General features: G+C 45.0%; 28 protein-coding genes and 1 pseudogene. 16 read left to right on the top strand and 13 right to left on the bottom strand.

The genetic code is table 11. The annotated features are described in order from the left end of the window. Positions 1 to 40: 40 nt before the first annotated feature. Positions 41 to 1,366 carry a hypothetical protein gene (locus V513_RS13540; RefSeq protein ID WP_014731359.1) on the bottom strand — a complete coding sequence of 442 codons (1,326 nt, stop codon included), beginning with the start codon at positions 1,364 to 1,366 and terminating at the stop codon, positions 41 to 43. A 356-nt stretch (positions 1,367 to 1,722) separates the two neighbouring features. Here V513_RS13540 and V513_RS13535 point away from each other — a divergent pair, with 356 nt between their 5' ends. Genes V513_RS13535 through V513_RS13510 form a run of 6 tightly spaced genes read left to right on the top strand, consistent with a single transcriptional unit; the run spans position 1,723 to position 7,529 of the window. After that, a complete protein-coding gene (locus V513_RS13535) occupies positions 1,723 to 2,700 on the top strand; it encodes a LacI family DNA-binding transcriptional regulator (RefSeq protein WP_099773142.1) in 978 nt (325 codons plus the stop codon). Positions 2,701 to 2,717: 17 nt separating this feature from the next. Further along, positions 2,718 to 3,968 (top strand): extracellular solute-binding protein, encoded by a 1,251-nt coding sequence (locus V513_RS13530; RefSeq protein WP_014731357.1) that lies wholly within the window; start codon positions 2,718 to 2,720, stop codon positions 3,966 to 3,968. Between the two features lie 12 nt (positions 3,969 to 3,980). Then, entirely contained in the window at positions 3,981 to 4,865 is an 885-nt protein-coding gene (locus tag V513_RS13525) for a carbohydrate ABC transporter permease (protein ID WP_014731356.1), read from the top strand. Then, on the top strand, positions 4,862 to 5,680 hold the full coding sequence (locus tag V513_RS13520) for a carbohydrate ABC transporter permease (protein ID WP_099773141.1): 819 nt from the start codon (positions 4,862 to 4,864) through the stop codon (positions 5,678 to 5,680). The genes V513_RS13525 and V513_RS13520 overlap by 4 nt, the downstream gene beginning before the upstream one ends. Positions 5,681 to 5,692: 12 nt before the next feature. Next, complete coding sequence (locus V513_RS13515; protein ID WP_099773140.1) at positions 5,693 to 6,574, top strand: glycoside hydrolase family 130 protein; 882 nt, start codon at positions 5,693 to 5,695, stop codon at positions 6,572 to 6,574. Positions 6,575 to 6,578: 4 nt separating this feature from the next. Next, positions 6,579 to 7,529 carry a glycoside hydrolase family 130 protein gene (locus V513_RS13510; RefSeq protein WP_099773139.1) on the top strand — a complete coding sequence of 317 codons (951 nt, stop codon included), beginning with the start codon at positions 6,579 to 6,581 and terminating at the stop codon, positions 7,527 to 7,529. A 9-nt stretch (positions 7,530 to 7,538) separates the two neighbouring features. Here the strand turns inward: V513_RS13510 and V513_RS13505 are convergent, their stop codons facing one another. The 4 genes from V513_RS13505 to trpS are packed head-to-tail and all read right to left on the bottom strand — an operon-like array spanning position 7,539 to position 10,510. Next, positions 7,539 to 8,315 carry a pseudouridine synthase gene (locus V513_RS13505; protein ID WP_257212153.1) on the bottom strand — a complete coding sequence of 259 codons (777 nt, stop codon included), beginning with the start codon at positions 8,313 to 8,315 and terminating at the stop codon, positions 7,539 to 7,541. Further along, positions 8,197 to 8,835: an SMC-Scp complex subunit ScpB gene (scpB, locus tag V513_RS13500; RefSeq protein ID WP_014731351.1), complete on the bottom strand. Its 639-nt coding sequence runs from the start codon at positions 8,833 to 8,835 to the stop codon at positions 8,197 to 8,199. The genes V513_RS13505 and scpB overlap by 119 nt, the downstream gene beginning before the upstream one ends. Next, positions 8,832 to 9,524 carry a segregation and condensation protein A gene (locus V513_RS13495; protein ID WP_014731350.1) on the bottom strand — a complete coding sequence of 231 codons (693 nt, stop codon included), beginning with the start codon at positions 9,522 to 9,524 and terminating at the stop codon, positions 8,832 to 8,834. The genes scpB and V513_RS13495 overlap by 4 nt, the downstream gene beginning before the upstream one ends. A gap of 2 nt (positions 9,525 to 9,526) precedes the next feature. Continuing rightward, on the bottom strand, positions 9,527 to 10,510 hold the full coding sequence (gene trpS / locus V513_RS13490; RefSeq protein ID WP_099773137.1) for a tryptophan--tRNA ligase: 984 nt from the start codon (positions 10,508 to 10,510) through the stop codon (positions 9,527 to 9,529). Between the two features lie 144 nt (positions 10,511 to 10,654). Here trpS and V513_RS13485 point away from each other — a divergent pair, with 144 nt between their 5' ends. Beyond that, a complete protein-coding gene (locus tag V513_RS13485; RefSeq protein ID WP_014731348.1) occupies positions 10,655 to 11,248 on the top strand; it encodes a DUF4897 domain-containing protein in 594 nt (197 codons plus the stop codon). Then, positions 11,241 to 11,996 carry an SIR2 family NAD-dependent protein deacylase gene (locus V513_RS13480; RefSeq protein ID WP_099773136.1) on the top strand — a complete coding sequence of 252 codons (756 nt, stop codon included), beginning with the start codon at positions 11,241 to 11,243 and terminating at the stop codon, positions 11,994 to 11,996. The genes V513_RS13485 and V513_RS13480 overlap by 8 nt, the downstream gene beginning before the upstream one ends. Here V513_RS13480 and prmC read toward each other — a convergent pair. Genes prmC through V513_RS13455 form a run of 5 tightly spaced genes read right to left on the bottom strand, consistent with a single transcriptional unit; the run spans position 11,971 to position 15,607 of the window. Further along, entirely contained in the window at positions 11,971 to 12,804 is an 834-nt protein-coding gene (gene prmC / locus V513_RS13475) for a peptide chain release factor N(5)-glutamine methyltransferase (protein ID WP_099773135.1), read from the bottom strand. The genes V513_RS13480 and prmC overlap by 26 nt on opposite strands. Beyond that, positions 12,801 to 13,103: a metal-sulfur cluster assembly factor gene (locus V513_RS13470; protein WP_014731345.1), complete on the bottom strand. Its 303-nt coding sequence runs from the start codon at positions 13,101 to 13,103 to the stop codon at positions 12,801 to 12,803. The genes prmC and V513_RS13470 overlap by 4 nt, the downstream gene beginning before the upstream one ends. Position 13,104: 1 nt before the next feature. Further along, positions 13,105 to 14,124, bottom strand: a complete 1,020-nt coding sequence (locus V513_RS13465; protein ID WP_014731344.1) for a SurA N-terminal domain-containing protein — start codon at positions 14,122 to 14,124, stop codon at positions 13,105 to 13,107. Then, on the bottom strand, positions 14,121 to 14,906 hold the full coding sequence (mazG, locus tag V513_RS13460; RefSeq protein WP_099773134.1) for a nucleoside triphosphate pyrophosphohydrolase: 786 nt from the start codon (positions 14,904 to 14,906) through the stop codon (positions 14,121 to 14,123). The genes V513_RS13465 and mazG overlap by 4 nt, the downstream gene beginning before the upstream one ends. Further along, positions 14,903 to 15,607 carry a ribonuclease HII gene (locus V513_RS13455; protein WP_257212152.1) on the bottom strand — a complete coding sequence of 235 codons (705 nt, stop codon included), beginning with the start codon at positions 15,605 to 15,607 and terminating at the stop codon, positions 14,903 to 14,905. Before V513_RS13455 ends, mazG begins: the two co-directional genes overlap by 4 nt. Before the next feature lie 177 nt (positions 15,608 to 15,784). Between V513_RS13455 and V513_RS13450 the strand changes: the two genes are divergently transcribed. The 8 genes and pseudogenes from V513_RS13450 (at position 15,785) to V513_RS13415 (ending at position 21,671) form a co-directional block, all read left to right on the top strand. After that, a complete protein-coding gene (locus V513_RS13450; protein ID WP_014731341.1) occupies positions 15,785 to 16,243 on the top strand; it encodes a MarR family winged helix-turn-helix transcriptional regulator in 459 nt (152 codons plus the stop codon). A 16-nt stretch (positions 16,244 to 16,259) separates the two neighbouring features. Next, positions 16,260 to 16,925: an LptA/OstA family protein gene (locus V513_RS13445; RefSeq protein ID WP_099773132.1), complete on the top strand. Its 666-nt coding sequence runs from the start codon at positions 16,260 to 16,262 to the stop codon at positions 16,923 to 16,925. Between the two features lie 15 nt (positions 16,926 to 16,940). After that, positions 16,941 to 18,209 (top strand): serine--tRNA ligase, encoded by a 1,269-nt coding sequence (gene serS / locus V513_RS13440; protein ID WP_099773131.1) that lies wholly within the window; start codon positions 16,941 to 16,943, stop codon positions 18,207 to 18,209. Further along, complete coding sequence (locus tag V513_RS13435; protein ID WP_014731338.1) at positions 18,210 to 18,896, top strand: RsmE family RNA methyltransferase; 687 nt, start codon at positions 18,210 to 18,212, stop codon at positions 18,894 to 18,896. A gap of 9 nt (positions 18,897 to 18,905) precedes the next feature. Next, positions 18,906 to 19,835: a 1-phosphofructokinase family hexose kinase gene (locus V513_RS13430; protein ID WP_099773130.1), complete on the top strand. Its 930-nt coding sequence runs from the start codon at positions 18,906 to 18,908 to the stop codon at positions 19,833 to 19,835. A gap of 417 nt (positions 19,836 to 20,252) precedes the next feature. Next, entirely contained in the window at positions 20,253 to 20,630 is a 378-nt protein-coding gene (locus tag V513_RS13425; RefSeq protein ID WP_180274905.1) for a DUF4332 domain-containing protein, read from the top strand. Between the two features lie 285 nt (positions 20,631 to 20,915). Continuing rightward, positions 20,916 to 21,128: pseudogene (locus tag V513_RS13420) on the top strand (helix-turn-helix domain-containing protein); the annotation flags it as partial. A gap of 72 nt (positions 21,129 to 21,200) precedes the next feature. Then, on the top strand, positions 21,201 to 21,671 hold the full coding sequence (locus V513_RS13415; RefSeq protein ID WP_099773128.1) for a GyrI-like domain-containing protein: 471 nt from the start codon (positions 21,201 to 21,203) through the stop codon (positions 21,669 to 21,671). 42 nt (positions 21,672 to 21,713) lie between these two features. On the opposite strand, the gene V513_RS13410 is transcribed toward V513_RS13415, so the two are convergent. The 3 genes from V513_RS13410 to V513_RS13400 form a co-directional block, all read right to left on the bottom strand. Continuing rightward, positions 21,714 to 23,051, bottom strand: a complete 1,338-nt coding sequence (locus tag V513_RS13410) for a cyclic 2,3-diphosphoglycerate synthase (RefSeq protein WP_014731336.1) — start codon at positions 23,049 to 23,051, stop codon at positions 21,714 to 21,716. Between the two features lie 142 nt (positions 23,052 to 23,193). Next, on the bottom strand, positions 23,194 to 23,394 hold the full coding sequence (locus V513_RS13405) for a hypothetical protein (protein ID WP_006488272.1): 201 nt from the start codon (positions 23,392 to 23,394) through the stop codon (positions 23,194 to 23,196). 6 nt (positions 23,395 to 23,400) lie between these two features. Further along, positions 23,401 to 24,477, bottom strand: coding sequence for a HesA/MoeB/ThiF family protein (locus V513_RS13400; protein ID WP_099773127.1), 1,077 nt, complete (start codon positions 24,475 to 24,477; stop codon positions 23,401 to 23,403). Positions 24,478 to 24,495 lie beyond the last annotated feature (18 nt).

Below are 24,495 nucleotides of genomic sequence, written 5' to 3'. Positions count from 1 at the left end.
AAGGGTGAGAGGAAGCCTCTCACCCTTCATTAAGGATCAGTTATTCTCCGATTTTGAGTGATTGAATCTCTGACTTCTTCATTTCAACGAACTCTATTGAGTCCTCTATCGAGTCGGCACTGTATATCGAGTAAACCCTCTTGAAACTGACAACATCTCCTGCCACAAAGTGCTTTACATAGTCTTCCCAATTCGATGATACGTAGTCTTTCGTACTCTCGAAGATATCGATCTCACCTGGCATCCATTCGAAGTATCCGTCTCTGAATTCTCTGCTCTCATATACCCAGGTAAGGCCACCCATCCACTCTTCATAGTCGGCGACCACGACTGGGACCTCTGGATTTATCTCTGCTACACCAGTCTTCAACGACTGCGAGTAGTTGGCTCTCCAGCTCTCCTGGGAGGCAAAAATGTATGTTGCACCCCACCAGAGAGGTCTCATCGAATCGACAGCCGGAAAAACTATGTAAGGTTTGTTTCCGGAAAACATGATCGCATTTCTATCAAGCCAATATTCTAGCGGCGTAATATTCAGCTGATCGGCCCAAAGAAGTCTTCTGAATACCGGGAGTGTATGGACCGTGTCTTCGGCTGCGTCAGTCAATACTCTTGTTGCCATTATTTGCAGTTTCATTAGTTCGGCGTATGTCGCAAATTCGAAGGTGTTATGAGAAATGATATCTCCATTGCTGAATAATGTTGTGATTATCTTTTGGGTTATTCCGAGGAACGGTTGGGCTTCAAGCGTGCTGACTACTGTTATTCCTACGGGGCCTGCCGGAAGAACTGTAGCTTCCTTTACTATGAAGTCTCCACTTGTCTTTTCCTCATGTCGCCCGTATTCACCATCTACGTAGTATGTAGATCCAACGTAGCCGGACATTCTCACAATTCCCAGTTCGTCTACTATCGTGCCCTCTACATCTCCAAAGCCTGTAACCTTTACTAGACCCTTGCTATTCGCTACTGCAGTTATTTCTCCAATCTCGATAAGCCACTGTCCTTCTTCCTCCACAACCTTTCCCACTGCATCGAACTCCGGTGGAAGAATATCGAAATCGTCGGTAACCGTGATTTCTGCCGGTCCTGTAATCAGAAAGGCCATAACATCCCCGGACGACAGTTTGCCATTAAGATCGGTATCGTCAATTTGATAAGGAAGCTCCTCCCCATCCTGAACTACTCTCAGCGAATCCCAGTTAGCGTCAAAGTCAACTCCAACAAGATCAAGGATCTCGCTCATCGATATCGTTACCGCAATGGGTTCTCCAGTGAAGGAGCTGACAGACACCGGAACTCTCACTGTTTCAGCAACAGAAAAAACTGAGAATACTATGAAGAAAAGAACCAAGAACCTTTTCATATTAACACCTCCCTAAGGTCGATATGAAATCGCTTACATATTGTTCAAATTATAGAATCTAATTGCGTTCTTGTTCTAAAAGTCTTTAGAGCTGCTTTGATCATCCACATATTATAGTAAGCTGTTGTATTATTTAATCTTCCTCTAGTGAAGTTTATCTTTATCTCTTGACCAAAATTGCTACCTGGCAGCCATCAAGGCGGAAAATAAAAGCAATATTGCGAAATTTAAGCTCTACAATGTTTAAAAGCTTCTAAAGGTCCCAGAAGGATCTAGAATAGACATGATTATCTAGTCGAAATAAGGGTATATTTATCCTAGAGATGTAAGCGTTTACATATACTGAGGTGATAATTTTGTCCGCTAAGCTTTCTGATGTTGCTAAATTGGCCGAAGTATCTACAGCAACCGTCTCCCGAGTGCTCAATAAAAGTGGGTATGTCTCCAAGAAGTCAAGAGAAAAGGTTATGCTGGCCGTCGAGGAACTTGAATACAAGCCTTCAAAAGTCGCGAGTTTTCTGGCAAGTCGAAAGCTCGCGTTCAATATTGGAATTGTTGCAGGAAAGAGATTATTTCGCGTCCTGTCGGATCAATCCGATCAGTTTTACACAATTGTCCTCAAAGGAATAGAAGAGTTTTTCGCGGGGAACAACATGCGAGGAAGTCTTGTTCCTTCAAATGATTTTTCGGAAGACTACGATGGATACCTGCTGATAGGTGGAGAGATTACTGAAGAGGATATAAAAAAAGCAAAGGAGACTAAGAAACCGGTTGTTCTGATTGATCAGTATCTCGCTGGCGTAAAGGTCGACTGCGTTGTATCTGACGGTTATGACGGTGCAATTTACGGAATGAAGAAACTAATTTCAAAAGGACTCAAGAAGATTGTAAATATCCACGGACCACTTTCGCACTTTGGGTTCAAGGATCGCTTTGATGGCTACATTTCTGCAATGGAAGGCGCCGGATATCTTCCCAAAGCTTATGAATACGATGAAGATAATGATAATATGAGCGCAATCATCGATCTGTTGCTTTCTAGATATGGACTTCCCGATGCCGTATTTGGATGCAACGACACAGCCGCGATAAGAGCGATGGAAGAGCTACAAGCCAGAGGAATAAAGATACCGGAGGAGGTGTCGATTTTGGGTTTCGATGATATCGTCAACTCCTCGGCCACTACTCCTTCGCTGACTACTTTCAAGATATTCAAGCATGAGATGGGAGTAGTTGGATCTAGGAGGCTACAAAGTCTGCTAATTGGTAATGAACCGCGTCCAACAAAGATTTCCCTATTCACTGAATTTGTCCAGAGAGAAAGCACTTTATAGAAAGGGAGGTAAATCACATGAAAAGATTGATTCTGTTAACTTTGTTTTCGTGTCTCTTTGTGGGATTGTTCGCCGTTGAACTTGTCTTCTGGACAGCGCCCAATCCTCTCCAAGAAAGCTTCTGGAAGGAAGTAGTGGCTGAGTGGAATGAAAACAACCCCGATATCCAGATCAAGTGGTCGACTATTCCCGCTGCGGGAACCTCAGAAGAGGCTATCCTTACTTCAATCGCTTCCGGAAGAATGCCAGATATCTGTACGAACATATTTTCGGGATTCGCCGCACAACTCATCGAAGCAGATATACTTATTCCCCTCAACTCTTTCCCTGATTTCTGGGAACTCATGGAGCAAAGAAAGATGACCTCCATCGTTGAAAACTGGAAGTTCGGAGATAATTATTACGTACTCCCGATCTATTCTAACCCTATAATGATGTGGTGGAGATCAGACATCTTGAAGGAACTTGGGTATGACAGACCGCCGAGAACCTACTCTGAGATCTACGAGATAAGCGAGAAGTATTCCGTGCCGTACGAGAAGTACGGAGCACTTGTGGTAATGGGAAGAAACTGGTACGACCGATGGTACGACTTCATAACCTACTACTATGCCGCGAGTGAAGGAGCTCCATATCTAGATGTTGAAAAAGCCAGAGCGCTTTTCAACAATGAGACTGGCGAGAAAGTCGTCACATTCATGGATACCATGTTCAGAAACAACTGGACGGCAGTTGATCTAGGAAGCAATCCTTTCTATTTCGGTGTTGTCCTTGGAGGGATCTTCGGCCCGTGGGAGATAAACCAGGCGAGAAATCTCTTCCCCGATGTCTTCGATCATATAACAATCGTTCCCCCTCCGGTTCCCGATGATTATCCGGAGGACAAACCGATCTACACTTTCGCAGATACCAAGGGGCTTGTAATGTTCGCCACCACAAAGCACAGAGAGGCTGCATGGAAATTCATTAAGTGGGTCTATTCGGATATTGAAAAAGACAGAAAGTGGATGGAGTTCACCAATCTTCCTCCGGCAAGGGAAGACCTGTTGACGAATCCCATCTTCCAGGAGTATATGGAGGACAATCCGAAGTTCGCTGCTTATGCGAGCCACGTTGCCTACGCCGTTCCACCGGCTTTGACTACGAAGACTGTTGAAGTTCAGGAAATTCTCACAACATTTTTGATAGAGCAAATAATGTATGGAAAATCAACTCCGCTAGATGCACTTAAAGACTCTGCTACGAGAGTAAGGAGAGAACTCTTCTAGGAGAAGGGGTGATTGAGAGTGAGGAAGAGACTGAAAACCATCGATGCAATAAAGGGCTGGTCTCTGTCTGGGGGATATTTGGTATACACGGCAATATTCTGGGGTTACCCATTTGTGTGGCTTGTTATACTTGCTTTGTCAAAATGGAACTACTTCACCCCAAGGAAGTTCATCTGGTTTGACAACTTCATAGAACTATTTCAGGACGAAATGTTCTGGAGAGTTTTCTTCAATACATTTAACTTCATGCTGTACTTCATCCCCATGGTTCTCGGTCTTTCCTTACTCTTTGCCCTTGGATTGAAGAGAGTCAAGCTATTCCGAACGTTTTTCATACTCGCATTTCTTGTAGCAAATGTCTCATCGGGAGTGGCATATTCCATAATTTTTCAGAAGCTCTTCGCGATAAACGGCCCCTTGAACGGATTAACAAGAGCAATTTTTGGAATTACGGTTCCCTGGTTCAGCAGTCCTCAACTGGCCACTCTTTCAATAGCGATCATGGTCACATGGAAATTCATAGGATACTACGGTCTAATACTCTTTTCCGGTCTTCAGGCAATCCCGGAGAGCCTTTACGAGGCCGCAGAACTTGATGGGGCCGGAAAGATGACAAAGTTCTTCAGGATAACTCTACCTTTGATAAACCCATCGATTGTCATGGTACTGGTTCTCTCTCTTACTCTGACTTTCGGAATATTCACGGAACCTTTCTTGATTACTGGAGGGGGACCAATGAGAACTACATACACATTTCAAATGCTGATTTATACGACAGCCTTCCAGAAGATCAACCCGGGGTACGCTTCAACACTGGCTATAGTTGTTGCATTACTTAGCTATGGCTGTGTATTGCTTACAAGGAAGCTGATCGAGAGGGAGGTGGAGATCGTATGAAGAAGGTCCCGACAATAATCCTTTATGTATTTCTTTTTGCCGCCTCATTACTTTGGATTTATCCTTATGTATGGATGCTTCTCTCATCGTTCAAACCAACCAATGAGATTTATTCAGGTTTTCTTCCAAGTCAGTTTACTCTGGACAATTACAGATTCATTCTTGAGGCCGCAGACAAGATGGAGAGACCATTTATTCAGGCTCTTGGCAATTCAATCTTCATTTCGGTTACAGTTACCCTCGGTGTCCTAGTATCTTCAGCGCTTGTTGGCTTCGCCCTTTCAAGGCTTAACTTCAAGGGAAGAAACGCCGTATTCAACTTCATAATCTTTCAGATGATCTTTCCGGGATTTTTATTCATAGTTCCACTGTACGTTCTTATTAAAAATCTGGGTCTTATAGACACTAGAACGGCATTGATTCTACCTTCACTCGTCTCTGCTTGGGGAGTCTTCATGTTTACACAGTCGTTCAGAGCAGTTCCCAACGAATACCTGGAAGCGGCCAGAATGGATGGAGCCAATGATCTATGGATAATCACCAAGGTATTGGTTCCACTGACAAGCTCAACCGTATCGATCGTAGGTCTCTTCACTTTCATAGGAATATGGGATAATTTCATGTGGCCACTGATTGTGGTAAGCGACTATTCGAAGATGCCTCTCTCTGTACTACTTGCAAGTTTTAATATGCAGTACGGGAGTTATCTGGGTCCAGTCCTGGCCGGTTCTGTATTGCAAACAATGCCGATGGTCGTAATATTTCTGGTGTTCAGAAAGTACTTTCTTCAGGGAATCTCTATGTCATTGAAATGAGGAGTGAGAGTTGTGATCAAACTAGAAAGACATCCGTTAAATCCCCTATTTTCTCCGATCTCGCAACATCATTGGGAATCCAAGTATGTTTTCAACTGCGCCGTTATAAAACGCCAAGGATTGTTTCACATGATTTATAGGGCTCAGGGCGAAGATATGGTTTCGAGAATGGGATACGCCGTTTCATTAGATGGTGTTAGATTCAACCGCCTCGAAAAACCGATCTTCACTCCAGGGAGTCAGTGGGAGCTTTATGGTGTAGAAGATCCAAGGCTTACAGAAATTGAAGGAAAAGTCTATATGCAGTACACGGCCTACTCTCCAAAAGGCGTACGAATATCTATGGCTTCGACTACCGACTTTCTCAGGTGGGAACGTCACGGAGTGATAATCCCGGATGTAGATAACAAAGATGCTGCGCTATTCCCGGCGAAAGTGAAAGGTCGATATCTCATGTTCCATAGGATCGAACCCGACATGTATCTGGCGTATTCGGAAGATCTGAGGACCTGGACGGAATTCACCCCGATAGCCGGTCCAAGATCTGGTAAGTGGGACAACCTTAAAATCGGCGTGGGGGCCCCGCCAATAGAGACTGAATATGGTTGGCTAGTCCTTTATCACGGAGTAGAGAATACTGCAAGTCCAACTTATAGACTTGGATTTATGCTCCTTGATCTGGAGAATCCCGAGAAAGTTGTAAAGAGGAGTGATGAACCGATCCTTGAACCGGAAGAAGAGTGGGAGATTTTCGGAGGTGTCCCCAACGTTGTGTTCTCCGATGCGATGGTGGAACATGAAGAAAAGTACTTTGTCTACTATGGCGCAGCCGATAACCATATCGCTCTTGCCACAATTGACAAAGAGACGGTGGTGAACTGGATAAGGAGTTGATTTGATGAAAAGATCTTTGGTAATTGTGCTGCTTTTCTCATGTGTAATTGGCGTTGCCGTTTCGATAGATTTCGAATCTCTATACACCATGGAGAGAGCTTCTGATTTTCCGCTTCTTATGCCACAGGGGATCGAATGGGAAAGCAAAGCGGTTTTTAATCCGGCCGCCATAATGATAGACTCTACAATTTACCTTCTCTACAGATCGGAAGACTGGAGTGGCACGGGTAGATGGAACGGCACATCCAGAATCGGCCTTGCGAAGTCCACAGATGGGCTTGAATTTACAAGAGAGCCTTCCCCCCTTATATACCCAACAGAACCATATGAAATCCCAGGTGGATGCGAGGATCCCCGTATCGTTAAGATTGACGACCTGTACATCCTTACTTACACGGGATACGATGGAGGAAAGGCTAGGCTTTGCATCGCAACTTCAAAGGACTTTGCAGAATGGGAAAAGCTGGGACCGGTATTCAAAGATGACACTTGGTCAAAGTCCGGTGCTATAGTACCTGCGAAGATCGACAACAAGTACTACATGTATTTTGGTGATTCCTCAATAAAACTCGCTTACTCCACAGACCTGAAGAACTGGACAATTTTCCCCAGACCCGTCATGGAACCAAGACAAGGAAGTTTCGATAGCAGGTTGATTGAACCGGGGCCAACGCCAATCATTACTGACGAAGGGATTCTGTTGATATATAACAGTGCTGATTTCTCCACGATTTATAGACCTGGAGCTGCGTTGTTTGATATCGAGAATCCCAGAAAGATTATCAAGAGAACCGACAAACCTCTTGCAGAACCGAAACTTTCTTGGGAGAAACAAGGGCAGGTTCCAAACGTAATATTCATAGAAGGGGCTGTGATTGAAGAAGATAGACTCATACTATACTACGGCGCGGCCGATACATATATAGGGGCTTTCGTCGTCGATCTAACCGACTAGTCTTTAACTCTAACTCCCAAAATTATTCTTTCTCTGAGCTTTCTTCGGGGCCTTGCGATGGGCCCCGTTTTCCAGTAATGCGATCTCTTTGCGGCTCAAACGTTTGATGTCGCCGGGATTGGGAACGAGAGATATGCTCAAAGGACCTATGGATACTCTAACAAGGCTCGATACAGACTTGTTTAATACCCTAAAGATCTCCCGAATCTCTCTCTTATGACCCTCATGAATGGTAATCGCATACTTCGAAAAGTCGCCGTCGCTTCTCACAAGCCTTATCTTTGCAGGCGACGTCTTGAATCCATCCCCGAGCGTTAACCCACCCTTCACAGCTTCAAGATCGCGATCGGTCAATTTTCCCTTTATTCCTACTACATAGGTTTTCTCGATCTCCGATGCCGGATGGGAAACAAGATTGGAAAGATCACCGTCATTCGTCATGAGTATCAGACCGCAGCTGTCCTGATCGAGTCTTCCGACATGAAATACCCTTTCTTTTATTCGATCTGAGACTAGATCGGAGAGCGTCTTTCTTCCGCGATCATCACTCATGGCACTCAGGTATCCTATTGGCTTATTGACGAGATAAACCACTTTCTCTTCACTAGAGAAAATCAGTCTATTTCCGTCAAGAAGAATCTCCGAACTCTCGGGAAAGACGTCAAGCCTAGGGTAAGTCTCGATCCGGCCGTTCACTTTCACTCTCCCGTCCAGAATCGCTTGAGTCGACTTTCTCCTCGACATGTTCGTTATCTGAGAGATTATCTCGTGAAGTTTCAAGATCATCTTCCTCCTTGCTGAAGGCCAAACCGTTTACTATCTCCTTAAGATCATCGACCTGGAACAACTCGTAGAAACGGGAGGTAACTTTGTAGAGATAAGGCCTTCCAGGTAGCCTAGATTTTCTCTTGCTTATGAGCCCCATTTTTGATAACTCCAGGAGCTGTCCCTGAGAGGAACGACCTCTTATAAGTTCTACATCGTTTCTTGTAAGCGGGCCCTTAACCGCGACTATCGCAAGGGACTCCATCTGGGTATCTGTGATGCTTACTAAAGGTCTTACAGATATCTGACTTACAAATGACTGAATTGAGGCTTTAGTATAGAACCTGAGTTTGCCGTTGACGGATTTGATCATAACTCCGTGTTCATGACCTCCGTATTCTCTTTCCAGCTCCTCCAGGAGAAGCATTACCTGGTTTAGTTTCATGCCCGTGATCGCAGCGATTCTCGATGGCTCGATTCCGCTTCTTGCTGAGAATATCAGCGCTTCAATTATCGCCTTTTTTGTCAGTTCCTCGCTCACGAAGCCTTCCTCCTGAGAGTTAGAGGTTCTACCGTGTCAAGATAGTATCTGTTCAATTTCAACAGCTCAAGTACTGCAAGAAAGGAGACGATGATTTCCGACCTGCTTTCGAGACTCATTAGAAATTTGTATAGCTCTATCGTCTCGTATAGCTGCTCTATCTGAAGCATTCGATCTTCGACGTTGATGCTTTCCGAGACAATCGTATAGACTCTATCTCTCAGAACCGTCTCTTTGAGGATAGCCTTGAAGGCCTCCGTCAGTTCCTCGGGGAGATCTTCCTTCCTTTTCTGATCGACCGTCGGTTTTGCCGTAGCTCTTTCGTAGCTGTAAGCATCGTAGAGCTTGACCCGAAATTCTTTGGAAAGGTCCTTGAGAGCTTTATACTCTTCTACTCTCCTGTAAAGTTCCTTTCTCTGATTGTCAAATGTTTCGGCTTCGCCGCCACTCATTCTTGGGAGAAGCGCTTTAGACTTCATTTCCATAAGGGTTGAAGCCATGACGAGGAAATCAGATGTGACGACCATGTCCAGAGATTTCATCTTGTTGACGTGTGTTATGAACTCATCTGCTATGACAGTGATTGGAATTGAGCGTATATCCACCCGATGTTTTCTAACAAGAAAAACCAGTAGATCAAGCGGTCCTTCAAATTCCGGGAAACTGAAGACCAGTTCGAGTTGTTCCATCTTCACCACCCCAACTTCGTTGCTTCAATAACCCTTTTCATTGTCCCTTTTGCAACCTCTCTAGCTTTCTTATTGCCATTTTCGATTATTTCGAAAAGCTCATCTGAATTCTCTTTGAGATAAGCGAGTTTTTCCCAGACGGGAGAAAGCCTTTGAACTAGATTCTTATGAAGAAGTCTCTTGCACTCGATGCAACCGATTCCCGCCGTCTTGCAACCCTCAACAACCCATCTCTTTTCTTCATCAGAGGTAGTGAATGCTTTGTGGTAATCCCAGACCGGGCATTTTTCAGGGTCTCCCGGATCAGTCCTTCTCATTCTTGCCGGATCGGTCATCATTGGAGCTATCATTTTCCATAGCTCTTTCTCATCTGTGTCTATTAGGATATAGTTTCCGTAGCTCTTAGACATCTTCCTGCCATCCGTTCCGGGAAGCTTTGGAACCTTTGCGAGAATCGGTTCCGGCTCAGGGAAGACCTCGGCAAACTGATTGTTGAATTTTCTGGCGATCTCCCTCGTCAACTCCACGTGATATATCTGATCCTCACCGACTGGAACTCCTGTGGCAAGATACATTAGAATATCTGCGGCCTGAAGAACAGGGTACAGTAAGAATCCGCCGCTTGAAAGATCTCTGTCTGTTATCTGTTCCTTTTGATCCTTGTAAGTGGGTACTCGTTCAAGCCTTGAAACCGATACGAGCATCGAGAAATAAAGAAAAAGCTCTGCATGCTCCTTTATTGCAGACTGAATGAAGAGAACAGATTTCTCTGGGTCGAGACCTGCCGAAACGTATGTTCTCACTATATCAAGACTCCAATCGTAAAAAGAAGAGGTTTCGTCTATATGGGAAGTAAGTCCGTGCCAGTTAGCCACAAAGTAAAAGCATTCGTTCCCTTGGTCTTGCAGTTCTTTCCACTTCTCCAGAGTGATAAAATGACCGAGGTGAAGTCTGCCAGTAGACCGCATACCGCTAAGAATTCGCACTGAAATCCCTCCAAACCGGAAACTCGAAATAAAAACCTTTACCGATCGTCAAAGGCAAATGAAAAGCTTTGTACAATGTATTTTAGCACAGAATGATGTTATCATATTCTCAGAATCAATCTAATAATCGTCAGGAGGTTTTAAATGAAATTCAATACCCTTCTTATCATACTTGTTGTTGTCATGGTTGGAATGACCGCAATAAATATGTTTATGGCATTCAACAACAGGCTGGACATAGATACCCTGTCATCAACCAGCAACTATTCATATGACTACGAGGGACGGGCGACACTTGACATCGAGACAGAGATAATCTTCAATAAGCCAGACCAGATGACTCAGTTTCTCGAGCAGTATGATAAGCCTCAGGAAGAACAACTGGCCGACTTTCAGGAATCGATGACTCAGTTTTCGGAAAGCTTCGACAGACTGATGTTAGTAGAGAGCTTCCAGTCAACGGCAACTGTTCTGAGTTCCAACAGAGTTAAAGTAGTCGAACATGCTGTTATTGCAGGCTTTGCAGCGGTTGAAAATGGTGTTGTTAATACCGACATGGGAGACATGGAGTTCGACCTTACAGGTGATGCCTATTCCTTAACAATTTCAATACCGACCGACGCAAAGGTAATTAATCTAGATCCAGCTCCAACCGTAGCCGCAGATGGAAATGAATTCATATGGACTAATACGGGCAAGACTATCTTCCCGAAGATTCAATTCTCGAGAGGTGAGTAGACTAAGTCAAGAAGCAAGGAACTTCATTTCACTGATAAGAGAATCGACCTGCACTTCTGTACTAACGGGGGCAGGTATATCTGTCGCTAGCGGCATTCCCGACTTCAGAAGTCCGGGAGGTCTATATAGCAAGATTTCTCCGGACATCTTCGAGCTAAGCTCTTTCATTGAAGATCCAGCAAGGTACTATAGAGTAGCAAAGGAGAGAATACACACTATGTCGGACGTAAGCCCAAACGCTACTCACATTCTCCTCACCAGACTACAAACCCTGGGTCTAATTGAGACGATAATCACGCAAAATATCGATGGACTTCAACAGAAGTCTGGGGCAGAAGAAGTTGTGGAGCTACACGGGACCGTTTCCAAATTCGAATGCATGCAGTGTAAGAGACGGTTTACAAGGAAAGAAGTCGAGTTACTGCTTGAAAGATCCGATGTTCCTAGATGTGATTGCGGTGGCCTGATCAAGCCAAACATCGTTTTCTTCGGAGAAATGCTACCCCAGGATGCAATAAGAAGAGCCGAGAATGCTGCTTTGAAGTCCGATCTCTTTATAGCTATGGGATCCTCCTTGATGGTTTACCCCGCCGCTCAGTTTCCAGTAATTGCAAAATCCTCAGGTGCCAGAGTCGCGATTGTCAACAGAGATGAAACTGGCCTTGATTACCTTGCCGACTACATATTCTCAGTTGAACTTGAAAGCTTTTCGGAGGAAGCTCTCAGACTTCTGGACGAAGAATCATGAAACGGTAATTTCCAGACAAATCCTTTTTGAATTCACAGGAATATCCATTAAGATCAGAAACTAACTCTCTTAATCCCTCGGCCTCATACTGAGATATTTCCAGATAAACTTTTTTCCCTGTTGGTAGATATTTTAAAAACTCCCTGTAGAAGTCAAGACCGTCTTTTCCTCCATCCAGAGCAACCATAGGTTCGTACTTCCTCACGTTGGTGTCCAGAGAATCTAGATCCCCCGTCCTTACATACGGTGGGTTGGAAACGATGACCTCGACAGAATCTAGAAAGTCATTCAGTCCTGATATGTTGTCACCTTCAATGAATCTAATATTGAATATTCCGTTCGTTCTGGCATTCTTTTCGGCAAGCATGAGAGCATCTCTAGAGATGTCTGTTGCAAAGACCAGTGAAGAAGGAATATTGCGGGCTAAAGCACAGGCTATCGCCCCGCTTCCAGTTCCGATATCGGCGAACACTTTCGAATTCTTCTCTTCGTCGATGACTATCTCAACTAGCTCTTCCGTTTCATTTCGGGGTATCAAAACACTCCTTGTAACCTCAAGCCTGATTCCAAAGAATTCTCTGAATCCTAATACATAGTCGATCGGCTCTCCCTCAACAACTCTTTCCACGGCCTTCATATATTTTGCGCTTAACTTCGATTCGATTTCCTTCTCTCCATTGAGGATCAGATCGGCTTCATTCAAGGAAAGAACTCCCCTAAACAGGGATATCATAACGAAGCGGGAATTCTCTATTCCCGCCTCCGAAAGCTTTCTTTTCGATATATGGATTAGCTCTTGTAGATTCACATTCCCAAGATCTTTCTTACATCGTCGCTAGCCATCTCGGGTGACCATGGTGGATCAAAAGTGAGTTCCATCTTCACATCGCCGATTCCCTCAATCTCGCTGACCTTTCGCCTTGCATCTTCAAGCATCAGTCCGGCAAGAGGACACATAGGCGTCGTCAAAGTCATCTTGACCTTGACATCGTTCTCATTTTCTAGCTCCACTCCATATATCAACCCCAGAGAGACTACATCGAACCCTATTTCGAGATCATATACTTCTCCAAGGGCCTTCATAACGTCTTCTTTTGTCACACTCAACTTATTCTCCTCCACCCGTTTCGTAGTATCTTTTTATGACAGCCTCTTCCTTGAAAGGCTTGAACTCCTGTTCCTGCCAGATTCTCCAGAAAAGATCCTTTTTTTCCGAAATCAATATCCCCTGTATTTCTTCCCTAACATCTTCAATGCCCTTTGCTCCTGCAGGAGAATATGATTCGAGATAGATTACCGCGTACTTATTGTCAAGAGTCACCACGGAAGAAAGCAACTCACCTTCTGTCGGTTTGAAAAGCGATTTCACAAGTTCGGGATTCAGCGCCTCGATTTCTTCTCTCGTATAACTCCCGGACTGCACTTCCGGGAAAGTATCCAAAACCGAAGAAGGGTTAGCATCCCTGGATGCAGCTTTCCAAACCGAATAGGCTTCCGAGAAGGAATCAAAGAGAAGCACCTTCATGTCGGCCCTCTCCTCTTCTACAGCATATCTCGAAGAATTGGCCAGATAGTACTGCTCTATCTCCTCTTCAGTGACTGTCGCATTCACTGTAACGGCTTCATACAGGGAACTTAGAACCTCTTTGTAAGCGAGATCTCTGACCACCTTCGCCTCATAGGAGCTTAATCCGTCGATGTAACCTTTGAGAACGTAGAAAAGGTCCGCATCCGACTTCTCAATCTGAAGTTCGGTGAGTGTGTCCATGATTGACTTACTTACTACTTCCCTTAAAGCCTCGATATCGGCTTCGATCCCAACCTCTTTTGCATACTGAATTAGAAGAGTCTCTTCAATAAGAGCTTCGAGAGAATTTCTTTCGTATTCCTCTAGCAGTTTCTGACCCGCTTCAGTATTGAGGAGCATTTCCGAAAAAAGAGGATCTACCTCTTCTATTCTCTTCGATATCTCGGTATAGTTAGGCAAAACCTTCGAAAGGAAAGTATCCATGGTGATGATCTCACCGTTAACCTCGGCGGCTATACCTGTTTCAGAAAGGGTTTCCGTCTGCGAAAGCGCTACTGCAGTGATCAATAATAATATCAGGGCAGCGATAAACTTCTTCAATTTGTACCCTCCTTCGCTATTTCCCACAGGTGATTCAACTCATCTATGGTCATATTGTTGATATCAAGGCCATGCTTCTCAATATGACTCTCCATTTCGTGGAAACGGTTCAAGAATTTCTCTGTTGATTTTCTCAAAGCTGCTTCGGGATCAACATCAAGGAATCTAGATAGATTCGTGACCGTGAAGAGAACATCTCCTATCTCCTCTTCGATCTTTTTTTTGTCCTTTTCGACTATCGCGCTGTCCAGCTCTTCTATCTCTTCATTCAATTTTTCGCGGGGTCCTTCGATTTCTCCCCAATCAAAACCGACCACGGAAGCGTTCTCCTGAACTCTTCGCGCCAAGCTCAGCGCGGGAAGAGCCTTATTTATCTTACCAATCGAAGAACTCTTTCCCGAATCTTTAGCTTTTTCCTTTGCCTTTATTTCTTCCCACTGACGATATGAGTAACCCTCCGAATCTGAAAAGACGTGGGGATGCCTTCTAATTAACTTGTCCGTCAAAACCTGTAGAACATCCGTTATCGTGAAGGCCTTTCTTTCCATTGCAATCTGCGCATGAAAGACAACCTGCAGAAGGACATCGCCAAGCTCTTCAGCCAGCTCCTTATCATCTCCGCCATCGATTGCATCGAGTACCTCGTAAGCTTCTTCGATCAAGTAAGGTTTTAGCGACTGATGAGTTTGCTCTATATCCCATTCACATCCTCCAGGTGATCTCAATATCTTCATTGTCTCAATTAGCCTTAACCATTCACTTCCGTCAAATTCATTCTTCATTTGTCGGCCTCCATAGTCGCCAGCCCCGCTCTGAAAAGCCTGATTAGGCTTACTTCACTCTCATTCGACCAGCGGCTTGCCCTTTCCTTTGTGATCAATTCCCTGACAGGCCTAAATGTCAGTCTGTGCCAGGTGGTCGGTCCATGCTTTCTAAGTGCTCTTAGGTGCATATCGGTGCAGTAACCTTTGTGATTTCTATAACCGTACTCGGGATACAAGATGTCCAGTGAATCCATTATTCGATCTCTGAATACCTTTGCCACTATCGAGGCACTCGCAATCGCTGCACTTCTTCGATCGCCACCCACTATGCATTCACCGCTTATATCGAGTCTAAGCGACTTTCCATCAACTATTACATAGTCTGGCTTCCTCGACAAAATCCTCAATGCTCTGTTCATTGCCAACCTGGTAGCCGCAAAGACATTGAGAATATCAACCTCCTCAGGAGAGGAAAGACCGATTCCTACGATAGAATTCTCAAGTATTTGTCCAAACAACAACTCTCTCGTCTTTCTACATAGAACCTTCGAATCGTACACGCCATCGACGGGATTCAAGACTATAACGGCAGCGGCCACAACAGGACCGGCGAGAGGGCCTCTTCCTGCTTCATCCACCCCCGCAATAACTCTGTGATCAGCTCTGTATGCAGCATCAAATCTCACAAGTTCGGATAGATCTCGTTTGGCCGATTTCATACTGAAATTATACATCACCATTCAGGAGGCTTCAGCACATGTCTATAAAGGCATCAAAACCTTCGAATGAACAGCTTTAGGTGCAGAATCAGTCTTAACCGGTGCATGGATGATGATATAATGTTTTGAATAGTATCGTTTTCAGTAAACTAATACAAGGGGTTTGGAGGTGCTGTGATGTCCGTTGGTGAAGTCAAAAAGGAAGACGCTGCAATTCTTGAGAAGAACCTAAGAACGATTTCCACGAGAATCAGAAGGGAAGGAAGAAAGGTTTTGAGAGACTTCCCGATCACTCCTGCCCAATTCGATGTCCTTCAGGTGCTTTTCTTTAACGGAGAGAAACGGATGAGTGACATCAGTCGCTGGCTTGGAATAACGAAGAGCACGACAACGGGTCTTGTAAAGAGACTCATCGACGCTGATCTGGTAGAGCGAAGACGTTCCGACAAAGATAGGAGATCATACATTATCGACATCTCCGCCGCCGGAAAGACACTAATCGAGAAGGTCATCGACAGAAGGGTGGAGTACTTGAAATCTGTAATGACTGAGATCAAGTCCGATCAGGTGAAAGAACTTGAGGTTATTGTTAAGAACCTTCTCGAAATAATGGACAGCAAGAAAACGAAAGACTAATCGTCTGGAGGTAATTATGAAGAGAAGAACTACCCTGATTATCGGATTGATTGTCATTTTCCTTACCGCAACGGTCTTTGCAAGTACCGTGCGAATCAAGGGAGACACAGTGCTTGGATCGCTTCAAAAAGAGGTTTTTACCTTCATCGGTAACGTTTTTATCAATAAGGACGGAGATATTTACGTCGAAACTCCCCTTGCAACGGCCACAAAGGGCGCTACTGATTGGGAGAGCTTCGTAACCGAAGGTGAGACCTTTGTTAGATTCCAGACAGGCGAAGCAACTGCTCTATCCCTCGACTACAATCTGGAAAACTCCACGGGAACTCTTTTCGGAAATGTGGAGGCAGTCATCTATTCAAAGGAAGAGGACGGAAAGGATATATTCATATACGAGACAGAGATTCTTAACTTTGATCAAAAGACGGAATACTATGAAGGCTTTGCTGAAGAAACTGTGGAAGCAACGCCCGAGCTTATTTTCATAAATTACAAGGGAGATTTGAATGTTGACACTCTTTACTTTGAATACTTCGGAGATACCGGCCTTCTGAACCTAAAGGGAAACGTCTTTGTCGATGACTTCAAGAATAGTAGGAAAATCTGGGCCTCCGACCTGATATACGATACGACGGATGATTCATTTGAAGGGAAAAACGTAGAGATAGAGCTTGTTTTTTAGCAGGAGGAAGAAATAATGATTGACGTAAGGTTGATTCGAGAAAACCCCGAAATTGTGAGGAGGGCCCTTGAGTACAGGCAGATGACCTCGGAGCTGCTGGATGAGATAGTCTATCTGGAATCAAAGAGGAGAGAGGCGCTGCAGGTCGTTGAACAGAAAAAGGCCGAGAGAAACAGTATATCTTCGGAGATTGCCCGAGCCAAAGCTAGCAAAGACGAAAGCCTTTCGCTTTCCCTTATGGAAAGGGCAAAAGAAATCTCATCTGAAGTTAAGGAACTTGATCTCCAAACTTCTCAGATAGAAGAAGAACTGAAGAAAAAGCTTCTCTATCTACCCAATATTCCTTCGTCGACCACACCTGTTGGCAAGAGTGAGGAAGATAACGTCGTCATAAGGATGTGGGGAGAACCGAGAAAGGTCGACTTTGAAATCCGACCTCACTGGGACTACGGCCCAGAAACCGGACTTATAGACTTTGAAAGAGCCGCAAAAATATCTGGAGCGAGATTCACGATTCTTAGAAGAGACTTTGCAAGACTTGAGAGGGCCATAGCTAACTTCATGCTTGACCTCCACCACTCAAAGGGGTACGAGGAAGTAGCTCTGCCTTTCATGGTTAAGAGAGATACTATGCAGGCAACGGGCCAACTACCTAAATTTGAGGAGGAGGCCTACAGAATCGACCCGGACGATATGTTCATGATACCAACTGCAGAGGTCCCACTCGTTTCGCAGCACATGGACGAGATCCTCGAAGGTGACCTGCCCAAAAAGTACACGGCGTACAGTGCATGCTTCAGGAGAGAGGCCGGATCGTACGGAAAGGATGTTCGGGGCATGATAAGAGTTCACCAATTTGACAAGGTTGAGCTTGTCTGGTTCACCCATCCCGATGACTCTTACGATGCTCTTGAAAATCTTACGGCCGATGCTGAAGATGTTCTCAGGAAATTGGAGCTTCCTTACCGGGTAGTCTCTCTTTGTACCGGGGATATTGGGTTTGCCGCGGCAAAGACTTATGATCTTGAAGTTTGGTTGCCTTCTTACAACACTTATAGGGAGATTTCCTCCTGCTCAAACGTTGAGGACTTCCAGCCAAGACGAGCCAACATAAGGTTCAGAGATGTTGACAACAAACTGAAGTTTGTACACTGTTTAAATGGTTCTGGACTGGCCGTTGGAAGGACCCTGGTAGCAATAGTCGAGAACTACCAGAGAAGAGACGGAAAGATCGACGTGCCGAAAGCTCTCGTACCATACATGAGGCAGGAGGTAATTGGTTAATTGCCTAATGCCTTCTTCGTCCTGCCTGAAGACAACAGAGTCATTCTAGACGGCGGTGAAACCAAACATCTGAGAGTGACGAGAGCAAAACCCGGTGATGAACTGACAGGCATTGATGGGAGAGGTACCGTTTACAGATTTCTTCTCGAAGAACTCGGGAAATCATCTGCTTCGGGAACTGTAGTCGAGCGAGAGTACGTTGAGAGAGACGGGAAGAGTATTACTGTAGCCGTGGCAGCGACAAAGTGGCCACGGCTTCATATTTTGATAGAGAAAGCAACCGAACTGGGAGTCGACAGAATCGAGTTGTTCAATAGCCTTAGATCGGTTTCAAGAGTTGATGAAACTAAGCTGACTAAGTTCAATGCGGTCGCAAGGGAAGCGGCCAAGCAGAGTGTTAATCCTTACATTCCCGAGATTACTGTATCCCAGACACTTCCTCTAGAAGGATCATACAACCTGCTTCTGGAATTCGGCGGCAGACCTTTATTAGAAGTGGAAGAAAAACTCGCTTGTGAAAGAAAACTGCGACTGATAGTGGGACCCGAAGGGGGCTTCGCGCCGGAGGAGATAAAAGACATCTCGACCCGATGTACGCCCGTCTCGTTGGGAAGAAGGACTCTGAGAGTCGAGACAAGCGTGATTGTAGTACTCGGAATCATAAACTATCGTCTCGGCAGGATGTAGGGGGTGTAAATGGTGATTTTCTCACTGACTTTGAACGCAGCTCTAGATAGATTCTTATATACAGACGCTCTTATTGAGGACGATACGGTGAGGGTAGATAGAGTCAAAGATTACCCCGCAGGAAAGGGTGTAGACGTATCACGTGTGATAAATGAACTGGGAGGCCATTCGGTCGCTGTAGCTTTCCTTGGAGGTCATACCGGAAAGGTAATAGAAGAGATGCTCGACGATGAGGGAGTCGTTTATGCAACGGTAAGAAGTGAAGAAGAAACAAGGACCAACATTCTCGTACAGACTGGAAGCGGTCAATACAGAATGAGTCTTCCCGGTCCGGTAATATCCGTCAAGGAAGTCTATAAACTGTACAAGACAATCGACGTACTTTTGAGAAAGGACGACTACCTTCTTTTGTGCGGAAGCATACCGGAAGGAGTAAGCAGCGATATCTACGCTCAGCTTTGTTCAAGGATGAGGAAAATTGGAGTCAACGTTTATATCGATTCCGACAAGGAGCCTTTCTCCAAGGGGGTCGAGGCCAAGCCAAGAGGAATAAAGCCAAATATTCACGAACTTCAGAGACTGCTCAATCGCGAGCTAATCGGGGAGATAGATTTTAGAAAGGCCATTTCCGAAGTGTCGAACAAGTATTCAATCGAAGAAATTCTACTGACTATGGGAGCCGAGGGAGCGATTGCATCAGTGAGTGGGGAGTTCTATCGTATTCGGGTACCTAAAGTACCTGTCAAGAGCGGGGTTGGTGCAGGGGATTCTTTCCTGGCGGCATACTGCATGTACAGAGAACTTGGCGAGACGGTGAAAACTGCCTTGAAAATGGCTGGTGCCGCCAGTTCAGCTACCGTCATGACACCAGGCACAGAGCTTTGTAGATTCGATGATGTAATGAGTCTTGCTTCGAAGATAACTGTAGAAGCGCTGTAATCGAGACGTTGTATGACCATATACATTCAGTAGCTAAAGAGGGTTTTCTCCAGATCGATTCGGTGTTTTCTCTTCGCAAGAGATAAATGGATGATAAAAAACGAAGATATCATAGCCTTCTTGAAGAGTAAAGGTAAGAGCTAGAATGTTATCAGCACAACGTTGTCTGGCGTTGCATCCCTCGAGAAATTCCTTCTTGATTCGAATGAGAAATCAGTTGAAGAGGCAGAAAAAGAGGATATTGAAAGTTTCGCAAAATCGAACTGCAATGACAAGGCCCGTCTGAAGCAAAACTCCGTAGGATAGGCCAGTATTTCAGTTTTCTTTCTGAACCTTCACTCGCAAAATTCGCCTCAGAGCTTCGTGAGAAAGGAATCGCGGCAAAGAGGGAAAGAATGAGAATACACAAATTCCCTGGTGCGACACGATAGTAATGGAAAAACTCGCGAAAGCGGGCATATTTGCCACCTATCAAATGATCGAAGTGCCCTTTCACCTGAGCTAAGAGAAAGCCTGGCTGCACGCATCGGGACTGAAATGGAGAAAATACTTGAGTACCTTAAACTCTCGGATCTTTCAAGACTTGGTGGAATGAAAGGAGTTAGGGTGAGGCTATACTGCGATGCAGGATTAGATACCTTGGACAAACTTTCTAACTGGAACCCTGAGGAACTTTGGGCGATGCTGGTCGACTTCGTCAGAAAAACGGGTTTCGAGGGAATACCTCCTCTGCCGAAAGAAGTAAGTAGCACAATAGAAGCGGCTAAGAAGCTTGAAAGGCTTATTGGGTACTGATGTTGGCGTGATTAACGGTTTCGTTCAGTGCGAATTGTTTTTGGATTGACTCAGCTTAGAGAAGAAACTCCATCATGATTCTTTCGATGAAAAACAAGCCCTTCCATACTTGTATAATCTTTAAGACGATTATTGCGGAGATGGAGGTGGAAGATGTCCAGAGACACTCCTTTGAAAGAGGATTACATCGATTGCGTGAACTCCGTCATAGATTACATTGAGGGGCACCTTTCATCCCCGATAACTCTCGACGATCTCTGTTAAGAAAGCTTCTACTCATCAGTTCATCTTCAGCGGATCTTCTTTCACACTGTGGACAAGATGATAGGCCAGTATCGCAAGGGTAGAAGGTTGAGCGTAGCTGCCGAAAAACTTGCTACAACCTCGATAAGTATTTTGGAGATCGCCTTGCAGTTAGGCTATGATTCGCAGGAATCACTTACCAGAGCATTCAAAAGCAGATACTACGTGAAGCCTGGCAAGTATCGCAGGCTTTGACTCGACTTCGCCGTCACTCAGAAAAAGAGACTGTGCAAAAAAGACCCGATTGGTCTCAAGGGAGGAATAAGAATGGAACCAAAGATCATCCACAAATCGGCGTTCAAAGTCATTGGTCTGAAGTACTACGGAAATGATCCAGCGAACAACTGCCCGAAACTCTGGAGAGATTTAATGGAGAGGCATACCGAGATCGAGAATGTCATATCGGCGAAGGAAAGCTACGGATTGATGTGCACTGGAGAAGAAGACTTCATAGACGGCAAGTTCGACTACATAGCCTCTTTGGCCGTCTCGACTCTGAGAATAATCCCGGAGGGAATGGTTGGGGCAGAAGTGCCTGAGGCAACCTATGCCGTTTTCACTCATACGGGAAAGCTTGACTCACTGCAAAATACCTATGAGTACATCCATGCAAAGTGGTTTCAGAACTTCGAGTATGAACCAATTGGTTTGAACGAGTTTGAACTATATGACGAAAGATTCACGGGGGAAGAAGATTCGGAGTTTGACATCTACATACCGATAGAGAAGAAGCAATAAAAAAGGGGGACTGGATTATCCAGTCCCCCTTTTGCTGATCTACTATATATTATGCTCCTTAAGGAAGTCTTCTATTATCTCTTCTAGATCGGGCTTCCCTATCTCCTGAAGCTCATAACCGATTCTTACGGCAGGTTTCTTTATGTCGATTACCCTTCTCAGGTCAATCGGAGTTCCAATTATAACAAGATCTACGTCGGCCTTGTTAATGGTCTCCTCTAGCTCTTTCATCTGCTTCTCACCGTATCCCATCGCTGGAAGGATCTGATCCAGGTGGTTGTACTTTTCATATGTTGAAACGAGTGATCCTACTGCATAAGGCCTTGGATCAACTATCTCGGATGCACCAAACTTCTTAGCCGCTACCCATCCCGCACCGTACTTCATTCCACCGTGGGTCAGGGTCGGGCCATCCTCTACGACGAGAACTCTCTTGCCCTTTATCTCGGACGACTTGCCTCCCTCAATGGTTATCGGTGAAGCACCGTCAACTACAATGGCATCGGGATTGAATTTCGCAATATTCCTTCGGACGATGTCGATATCTTCTGGAGAAGCCGTCTCCTCCTTGTTTATAACAACTACATCGGCCATCATAAGATTCGTGAATCCCGGGTAGTACGTAGTCTCGTGACCGGCTCTATGAGGATCGGTTACAGTTATATACAGATCTGTCTTATAAAATGAGAAATCATTGTTTCCGCCGTCCCATATTATTACGTCTACATCCTCTTTTTCAGCTTCTCTGAGAATCGCTTCGTAGTCGACCCCGGCATATATAACGGCATTTCGATCTATATGAGGTTCGTATTCCTCTCTCTCTTCAATAGTGCATTCGTGTTTATCTAGATCCGAATAATCGGCGAATCTCTGGACCTTCTGTTTCACGAGATCTCCATAAGGCATCGGATGTCTGATAGAGACAACCTTCTTCCCCTTGGCTCTCAGGATGTCGAGCACTCTTCTGGTTGTCTGGCTCTTTCCACAGCCCGTCCTAACTGCGCAGATAGAGATTACCGGTTTCGAGGACTTAACCATTGTCTTGCTGGGCCCAAGAAGAATGAAATCCGCACCGTGTGCGTTTGCTATTGCCGCCCTCTCCATGACATATTGATGTGGAAGATCGCTGTATGCGAGAACGACCTGATCGATCTTGTGCTCGTCGATCAATTTGCCGAATTCTTCTTCCGGAACTATCGGAATGCCATTTGGATAGAGTCTGCCTGCGAGTTCCGCAGGATACTTTTTTCCATCGATTCCAGGTATCTGCGTCGCCGTGAAAGCTACTACTTCGAACTCTTCGTTGTCTCTGTAGTAAGTGTTGAAGTTATGAAAGTCTCTTCCGGCAGCGCCGAGAATCAAAACCTTTTTTCTTTCCAATTTCTCCACCTCCATATATATTCCAACTATCCTTTAAAATTCTACATTTAAAAGAGGATCCCTACAAAAAAACCTAATTCCGCCACGAAACGATGAAGACCAAAAGAAGGGATTTTGTGAGCTTATACGTGAGTATGCGTTACTATGCGCCCGTTTGGTCTGCATTGGCTGCAACGATTATGAGAACCCTCGACTTTGCCGAGATCAGCTCATCTTCACCGACAAATCTTCCGTCTACCAGAACAAGAGGAGAGACAGACCCAAGCTGTGTTTCCTCTATCAGTTCACTGAAGGTAAGATCTCTGTCGAAACTCCATCGATTGTTTCCATAGACTACTTCCAAGCTTCGTCACCTCTTGGCTGAAGAACAGACGGGACAACCTTCACGTCGTTCAAAGGAAATGCTCTCGAATTTACCCTTTCTCAGGTCAAACCAGAAAACATCGTCTCCACACATTCCGGTATTCAGAAAAGTCAACACCATGGCCGCCTCTAGCATGCCTCCAAAATAGCTTACAAAAGTCAGTATCCCCTTTTGTGCCCCCGTATCCTTTCTGTTGTCGCCCATGAAACACCTGTAGCAAGGCACTCTTTTATCTCTAAACATCGCATATCCGCCGAAATTCTCTACGGCCGAATCGACAAAGGGAACACAGTTGCGGTAGCAGGAATCATTTATCAGATACCTAGCCTCATAATTGTCAACGCAGCTGACAACTACGTCGGGTTTTTCAGTCTTGATGAGGGTTGGATCGAAACTTTCTTTACGGATCTTAACCCGAACGCCACTGTACCGCTGTGCAATCTTTTTTTCAATTACACTCGCTTTTGAAAGACCAACATCTCCATAATCGTACAATATTTGTCGGTGTAAATTGTTAAGTTTAATTTCACCCGGTTCGATGATACATATGTCATCAATTCCGTTATCCAGCAAGATTTTTATCAATGGGCAGCCCAATCCGCCGGCTCCAACAACCATCACTCTTCCCTTTCTGGACGCCCTCTGCAAATCTAACGGGAGATCACAAATGGGACCGATCTCGTTGCTTCCATTCATGAGCCAGGAAAAAACCTTTCCGGCTATCAAAGGTGAGAACATAATCGACAGAGTGTGTGGAAAGCTTACAATTCTCTTTCCACAATCTTCCTCGATTTTGAAATCGTCTCCATCTCTGAATTCCATGGTCTCTTTCTGCCTGTAAATCAGAGGCGAATAAAAGGGGAGAATTCTGTGCCTTGGAAAATCTCTAGTGATTCCGGAAAGACCACTTCTTATTAGGAGTTCGGCGGTAAGTTCCTCAGTCGCGCCCCATAGATGACCAAATGTCTCCTCGGCCAATCTCAGCAGGAACGACCTGGTCATTCCCTCAACAAGTAATTGCCGCTCGTACCATCTGAATAGAAAATCATTCTCTATGTCCATATGCGTCCCTCCACAGAT

Source organism: Mesotoga sp. H07.pep.5.3 (assembly GCF_002752615.1).
Classification (GTDB): domain Bacteria; phylum Thermotogota; class Thermotogae; order Petrotogales; family Kosmotogaceae; genus Mesotoga; species Mesotoga prima.
This window is presented reverse-complemented; position numbering and strand designations above follow the sequence as displayed.

Bases quoted from the DNA above. Each gene is read 5' to 3' on its own strand.
- V513_RS13540 (WP_014731359.1), bottom strand. From the start codon at position 1,366: ATGAAAAGGTTCTTGGTTCTTTTCTTCATAGTATTCTCAGTTTTTTCT.
- V513_RS13530 (WP_014731357.1), top strand. From the start codon at position 2,718: ATGAAAAGATTGATTCTGTTAACTTTGTTTTCGTGTCTCTTTGTGGGA.
- V513_RS13520 (WP_099773141.1), top strand. From the start codon at position 4,862: ATGAAGAAGGTCCCGACAATAATCCTTTATGTATTTCTTTTTGCCGCC.
- V513_RS13510 (WP_099773139.1), top strand. From the start codon at position 6,579: ATGAAAAGATCTTTGGTAATTGTGCTGCTTTTCTCATGTGTAATTGGC.
- V513_RS13505 (WP_257212153.1), bottom strand. From the start codon at position 8,315: ATGATCTTGAAACTTCACGAGATAATCTCTCAGATAACGAACATGTCG.
- V513_RS13495 (WP_014731350.1), bottom strand. From the start codon at position 9,524: ATGGAACAACTCGAACTGGTCTTCAGTTTCCCGGAATTTGAAGGACCG.
- V513_RS13485 (WP_014731348.1), top strand. From the start codon at position 10,655: ATGAAATTCAATACCCTTCTTATCATACTTGTTGTTGTCATGGTTGGA.
- mazG (WP_099773134.1), bottom strand. From the start codon at position 14,906: ATGAAGAATGAATTTGACGGAAGTGAATGGTTAAGGCTAATTGAGACA.
- V513_RS13455 (WP_257212152.1), bottom strand. From the start codon at position 15,607: ATGAAATCGGCCAAACGAGATCTATCCGAACTTGTGAGATTTGATGCT.
- V513_RS13450 (WP_014731341.1), top strand. From the start codon at position 15,785: ATGTCCGTTGGTGAAGTCAAAAAGGAAGACGCTGCAATTCTTGAGAAG.
- V513_RS13445 (WP_099773132.1), top strand. From the start codon at position 16,260: ATGAAGAGAAGAACTACCCTGATTATCGGATTGATTGTCATTTTCCTT.
- serS (WP_099773131.1), top strand. From the start codon at position 16,941: ATGATTGACGTAAGGTTGATTCGAGAAAACCCCGAAATTGTGAGGAGG.
- V513_RS13430 (WP_099773130.1), top strand. From the start codon at position 18,906: ATGGTGATTTTCTCACTGACTTTGAACGCAGCTCTAGATAGATTCTTA.
- V513_RS13415 (WP_099773128.1), top strand. From the start codon at position 21,201: ATGGAACCAAAGATCATCCACAAATCGGCGTTCAAAGTCATTGGTCTG.
- V513_RS13400 (WP_099773127.1), bottom strand. From the start codon at position 24,477: ATGGACATAGAGAATGATTTTCTATTCAGATGGTACGAGCGGCAATTA.